Origin of the sequence: Metabacillus herbersteinensis, assembly GCF_042433335.1 — a bacterium.
In the GTDB taxonomy this organism is placed as follows: domain Bacteria; phylum Bacillota; class Bacilli; order Bacillales; family Bacillaceae; genus Metabacillus; species Metabacillus herbersteinensis.
The window spans coordinates 1-6,488 of record NZ_JBHLVO010000065.1; the positions used below are offsets into that span (position 1 = coordinate 1).

At 34.0% G+C, this 6,488-nt stretch carries 4 protein-coding genes and 1 pseudogene; all 5 read right to left on the bottom strand.

What is annotated here, in order from left to right; genetic code table 11:
• Positions 1–516: 516 nt before the first annotated feature.
• The 5 genes and pseudogenes from ACFFIX_RS27490 to ACFFIX_RS27510 all read right to left on the bottom strand — a co-directional run bounded on the left by ACFFIX_RS27490 (position 517) and on the right by ACFFIX_RS27510 (position 6,372).
• Entirely contained in the window at positions 517–987 is a 471-nt protein-coding gene (locus tag ACFFIX_RS27490; RefSeq protein WP_378939806.1) for a FixH family protein, read from the bottom strand.
• A gap of 27 nt (positions 988–1,014) precedes the next feature.
• Positions 1,015–2,403, bottom strand: coding sequence for a PepSY-associated TM helix domain-containing protein (locus ACFFIX_RS27495; protein ID WP_378939808.1), 1,389 nt, complete (start codon positions 2,401–2,403; stop codon positions 1,015–1,017).
• A gap of 15 nt (positions 2,404–2,418) precedes the next feature.
• Positions 2,419–2,994, bottom strand: a complete 576-nt coding sequence (locus ACFFIX_RS27500; protein WP_378939810.1) for a DeoR family transcriptional regulator — start codon at positions 2,992–2,994, stop codon at positions 2,419–2,421.
• Between the two features lie 1,085 nt (positions 2,995–4,079).
• On the bottom strand, positions 4,080–5,171 hold the full coding sequence (locus tag ACFFIX_RS27505; RefSeq protein WP_378939812.1) for a GerAB/ArcD/ProY family transporter: 1,092 nt from the start codon (positions 5,169–5,171) through the stop codon (positions 4,080–4,082).
• Positions 5,172–5,779: 608 nt separating this feature from the next.
• A pseudogene (locus ACFFIX_RS27510) lies at positions 5,780–6,372 on the bottom strand (recombinase family protein).
• Positions 6,373–6,488: the final 116 nt, after the last annotated feature.

The following is a 6,488-nucleotide window of genomic DNA, read 5'->3' on the forward strand; positions in this document are numbered from 1 at the left end:
GAATGGACAAATGCCATGACGAAACCATTACCTGAGCATGTTGTTCAATTGCTACTTCAGGGTGCACAGGACCAAGTAAAAGCAAACGAAATTGCTGAATGGTTTGCCAATCCGACAAAAGCGTATGAAGCGTTTTTTTCAGCAACAACGATACGTTAAAAAAGTCAATGTCCGCCATGAAGGCGGTCATTGATCGTCCCTGATTTGGGTAAAAATGGCAATGTGAAGGGAAAGAGATGGACGGATATAGGGAAGCCAAAAACGAATTTTTCCAAAGGTTAATGAATACTCGAATTTTGTAAGCTGTAACATATGAGGTAGTTTTTAATAAAATTGCTCCTTCCTGCTTTAACAATCGGGCGCGTTCATTTAAGATCAAGAGCCTAATTTCTCGTTTTATTAATCGGAAATTCAGGCCCTTTTTTACAGGGTACCAACTAAACGCAGATTTACAACGGTAAGCAATTTTCTATGAAAATTCCGGTCTTCAAATGAAAACCGGAATATCAAATAAATTTAATGATGATGTTCATGACTTTCTTCTTGTTTTTGCAAGCCTTTTTGCAAGAATTCTAACTCATTTTTAGAAAGTTCCCCTACAATAAACTGTTTTTGAGGCATAATTATTGAACCATCGTTGCCTGCATGGACTTTTATATAATATAGACCGTCACTATCAAAGTTTTTATTTAAACTATACGTACCGTTTCCCTCTTCCTCAGCTTGCTCCATATTATTCTTTAGAGAACCGTCTTGTTTCCATATTTCAAAATGAACAAAATCAGCATCTTCAACTTTTATACCAGCTTGAGTAAGAACAACCTTAATTGTCTCTTGCTTATTATCTGAAAAGGATTTAGGAATGATTATTTCTGATTCAAGAGGTTTTTCTTTTTTGTATAGATTAGCAGCATCCGGTTCAAGTGAACATGCACTTAGCATAAGGCTGAAAATAATGATAAAAGAAATACATATATTTTTTTTCACAGCAAAAGACACCCTTTACTTTTCGAATTATGCATTCATTAACTTTTTAACTGCAGGTATTCTTTGAATAATTAACCAGTCTATTAGGCACACAACAATAAGTGACAAACCAACCAATGGAAACAAAATTCCCAAACCAATTAACAAGATCAGGAAAATCTTCATTTTTATTATACTAGGGGATTTCGGTGCACCCATTTCTTTTTTCGGTTTACGTTTCAGCCATAAATAAAAACCACTAACTGAAACAAGAATGATGCCTATACAAACAAGAAGACTAATTAATTGATTAACCAAACCAAATTGAGTCCCTTTATGCAAGGTAATACCCCAAGCAACTATTTTTCCTATTAAACCGTAGTTTTCATAACGATAATCAGCTAGAACTGCACCTGAATATTGGTCAATATGCATAGTAGCTTCATCTTGCGCTTTTGGCGGAAAGGCTGACAATGTATATACGCCTTCTTTTTCATTTGGAATGTATACAGTATAAGTTGGATGTATACCCTCACGATTAGCTATCGCAACTACATCATCGATTGACAGTGGGATAATGCCTTTAATTTCTGAGATAGGTACATCTAAATTTTCAGCTGCCCAAGGAACATTTGCTATATCTTTTGTTTTAATTGTGGATGTTGGAGCACTTCCTACCCAGATAGAAGGTGGATATCCTGAGCCAGAATTGGTAGCTAACGATTGAAAATTATTGCCCCAAAGACCTGACCAAGGCAAACCTGTCATAATTAAAAATAACATTCCTGCTGCTATCCAAAAGGCAGGTACAGCATGTAAGTCTCTTCTAAGAATTTTTTTTCCTTTATTAAATCTTGGAATAAGAAAACCTGACAAGCCTTGCTTCTTTTTTGGAAACCATAAATAAAGACCAGTAACAATTAGTACGACTGCCCAACATGCAGCTAACTCTACTATTCTATCTCCTAGGGTACCAGCCATTAGCTCGCCATGAATTTCTTCAATTTTATCCATAATTTTGGCTTCGTTATTTAACTCTCCAATCGATTTACCTGTATAGGGGTCTATAAAGATTGTAAGAGATTCATTATCAGTAGTAATGTTTACTTCGCTAGAACGCGTGGCATTTTCTCCAGGACGATATGTTGTCACTCCTGAATCAGGGTATAGCTTTTTCACTTCTTCAATCTGTTCGGATGCCGATATTTTATCTTTTTGCGGATTAACTTCGTAGTAGTCTTGATAAATCACTTGTTCAATCTGTGGCTTAAATAAATAGATAGAGCCAGTAACTGCTAGGATAAAAAGCAGCGGTGCAAAAATAATTCCAGCATAGAAATGCCATCTCCATACGGTTTGATATAGAGAGGATTTCCCTTGTTTATTAGTTAGTTTTTTCTTACCTTGTAACGTTTGATCTACTTTTACTACTTCCATTTGATGGGCCCCTTATTATTCTTTTGAATGGCAACAGGTTTTTCCATTCATCATTTCCTTTATTTGGATAATCGCTTCTTCAAAATTGTAGAGCTCACCGCCAAATCCCGTTTGGAACTGTTTCGCTTGTTTCATAGAGTCGAATGCAATGACCTGTGGTTGACAGCAATTCAAATTAAGATCTGCATTCAACAGAAAGATTGCTATCTTGGCACTTATCGTTGTATCTTTTAAAAAATCATGACAAATAATTTGAGAAACTTCCTTTTCTATATCGTGATATCGAAGCAGCCCACAATGAGCACAGCAGGTATGTTCCACCCCCTGATTTAGTTTGATGAGTTGAACGGAAAATCTTGTGTTGGAATTCTTCTTGCAATACGAACAAATGGTAGAAGGAACATAAGTTTGAGTGAAAAGAGTAATTCCATTTGATGTTTTTAACACCTTTTGTTGATCAATCAATGGTTTTACATCTCTGTAGACAGTCATTTCAGACACATCTAATCTTTTGCTGATTTCAGAAATCCGTAAAGTCACTTCTTTTTCTAACCATGTTAAAATTTGTTGTTGTCGTTCTATAGGTAACATTTTCCCCCACCGTTCTTTATTAGATAACGATTAAAATTCGTTCTTTGTATCACTTATGAATAAGACTATTTGATTTATAAAACACAAACAAGTAGTTTAATGATAAAAAATGTGGAAAAATGTTGAACATTAACATTTCTATAAGTAATATTAATACAGTAATGTGAGAGAAGAATGAAGTTTTTATTAAAGAACCTAAAACTACCGCTCATGGTAGTTATAAAAGTAGAATCAAATTTGTGTTTATTTTGTAAGAATTCCGGTTCTAAAACACTTTACTTAAATCAAAGTAAGGCTATCCTTTTTCTAATGCGGTGGCGAAGATCCTTTATTCGAGTGTCCTTATTGTGAAATGTATACATTCCTTTGTCTAGAAATCAATTTATCTGTTTAAATATGGTTTAAGACCAGCTTTAGATGATTTAACTACATGTGACGGCCCAAGGTGTAACGGATTGATTGTCTTTAAGAAATACAGAGTGAAGCTTATTTTTGTGAATATTGTTTGGATTAATCCTAAAATTGATTGTTCAATAATCGGGCGCGTTTCTGTAACAAGGGAAGTGCCTTTCTTTATGTAAAGGGCCAGATAATGGAGGAAGAATCTCAAGAAAAATTGAAGAGCTCCGATTCTCCATCTTTATAGCAAGATACATCCGTGTTATCCGTTCAGCGGGTAGCCAAACAACCTTTGCTTTTTCCTCAACTTGAGACAACTGTATCAAGTTCCCAGTGTCCATTGGCTGATTGTTTTTGTTCTGCTTCCATGCGATCCAACTTCAGGCACTGAAAACCTTTACATATTCAGAAAACATTTTTATAAACAACCATGCGATAATCAAATTATCAAAGAAATCTGAAAGCGATTACATAAAAATGAATCTTGAAAGGGGTGATGAAAAAATAGAACGAAGGAGATTACACTAGGTAAATAATTGCACCCTTTAGTTGAAGAGATATTGTGTCTCACATAGACCAACCCTAATTAATAATATTTTGTAAGTTAGGATAGGGATTGTATGAGACTTTTTCCTTTATGTAAATAACATAAGCACGAAACAGATTGTAGTTGTTTTAAAGGAAAGTTACCCTATTTTATTTAATTTCTGACGAATAAAACATACAATAAACAATAGTAAAGGTATATATACCGAAAATATCGGATAAACATATTTAAGTACGATATCACTTTGAGCCATATGAGTTGTATAACTTCCAGTAAAGAAGATTGAGGTAAAAAAAACGATAAGGCCAAATGGAATAATTAAGAGGTTTTTAGATAATTTAAAAATAGTTGCTCCACCTATAACAGCGGCATACATGAAAATAGTAACTTTAAAAAAATCATTTACAACCAACCAAATCATAAATATAGCGTCCAGTCTTTGTATAAAATTAGCTATATCAATTTTTTGAACCATTTTCAAAAGAGGCGCTAGAGAATGACTTCTTATATGTTCTCCTAGAACCGCAATTGTAAGTAAATGTATGAATGCTAGAACTAATCCACCACATATAACTCCTGCAATTCCAACTTTTAATTGTAACTCTGGTTTATTTAAATAAGCAAAAATCATCGTAAAACAAATTATTTCTCCAAATGGGGCCATCCAAGCTTCATTAATTGTAGTACGGATAATCGTTTCCCACCCTGGTTCAAGAACTGGAAGTAAGTTTTCTAATTTAACGATGTCTGAAAAAAACACAAAAATTATCATTAAAACTACCGTGATTACTAGATACACAAAAAAAATCTCAATAGTTCTACTTATTACTTCTATTCCTAAATATAATCCATAAAGTATAGGCACCATGAAAACAATTCCAATAGCCGAAATAGGAGTTCCATGTAAGAATAAAGGGGCTAATTCCATTGCATCTCTCACATCACGTGAAGCGCCATACAAAAAAAATAGGATATAAAAAATACCTATAGTAGTTCCAATATATTTTCCAAGGATTTTTTTACAATAGTCCGTTAGTAATAAGTTTGGATATTGTCGATTAAGATAACAGTAAATAATAAGTAGAGGTAAGCCACAAAACATTGCAAGTAAAATAGAAATCCAAGCAGCCTGTTTCGCATCCGCTGCTAATGGGAATATTACTGTAGTCCCTATAACAAAGACTACAATTAAAGTGAATAATTGATAAGAAGATATCTTAGAGTTCTCCATTCATTTTCCCCTTTCGGTGCTTCACCTTTATCCCAACTCCCATAGATCTGCCATAACAAATGGTTTCCTGTCTTTCATCATGAATCGAAAAGGTTACTTACCTTTTCATCAATTGTTTCGCCTCTTGCATTTAGCATATTGTATCCAATTTTTGTATTGTTAGCCCAAGATGTGCCAAACCCCATTTAATAGTAGTGTCAACTCTACTATTACCATTTGAACCTAAAACTAATATATCTGGGCTTGGAGCAATGTTGTATCTAAGATTTAATTCATCGTTAAAATCAAAATCAAACTGATCCCGGAGCATATCAGTTGCTAAAGAGAATCGACCACACAAACTAATACCTCGTATTTATTGTAACAATACTTATCCAAACAAAAAAAACTTCACTAGGGAAGGATTTAGAGAATTATTTTAACAAAGGGGGATAGTACTATAATTTCCAGACTGAGAGAGTTTTCCACTCATGAAAACGAATGCTATAATCGGAGTGTCCTATATGACTTATCCCAAAATTAAGGTGGATTAACAATAAAGTTAGAAATAGCTAACCTTACATTATATCTTGCTTCCGGATGAATCAAACTATAAAATAGGTCTACAACTATTCTAGGTTGTTCGCAGGTTTCTTTCTAATTTTCACATATAAAGTTGCCTTAGGCACACCAGTAAGTGTCACAATGTCTTTCACACTTAATCCATTCGTGTTAATACTATTATTTAATCGTAGGGCTTCTTCTATATTTCTTCTCGGTTGTGATGGGCGACCCATGTGTTTCCCTCTTGATTTTGCTCTTTCTCTACCTTCAGATGTTCGTTCAACGATTATATCTCTTTCAAACTGTGCAAAAGAACCTAAAACATTGAATAATAAAGATTGTAGAGGGTTTGCTGTTTCATTGATCTTAAGAGATAAATTATCTTTGATAAAATGGATATCAACTTGTTTTTCTTGCAGGGTTTCTATCATTTTATTTAAATCAATAATCGACCTGGCCAAACGGTCTATTTTTGTCACCATCACTATATCTCCAGGTCTCACATTTTCTACTAACTTATTTAGCTCTTTTCTATTTTTAGTAGTCGTGCCAGTAATTTTTCGACATAGATACGTTCGCAACCATTTTCTTTTAAAATTTCTTCTTGAGATGCTAAATCTTGACCAACTGTACTGACTCTCGCATAACCAATTTTCATTTTTAAGCTAATGCAACAGGAAAAGTTCAAAGAAGTATATGATCGTTGGAAAGCAGGAGAGATGACAGCCGTTAAAGCGATGGGAGAACTAGACGTTAAAAAGACATCCTTTTATA

Coding starts and splice junctions, on each gene's coding strand:
- ACFFIX_RS27495 (WP_378939808.1), bottom strand. CDS start 2,403: ATGGAAGTAGTAAAAGTAGATCAAACGTTACAAGGTAAGAAAAAACTA.
- ACFFIX_RS27500 (WP_378939810.1), bottom strand. CDS start 2,994: ATGTTACCTATAGAACGACAACAACAAATTTTAACATGGTTAGAAAAA.
- ACFFIX_RS27505 (WP_378939812.1), bottom strand. CDS start 5,171: ATGGAGAACTCTAAGATATCTTCTTATCAATTATTCACTTTAATTGTA.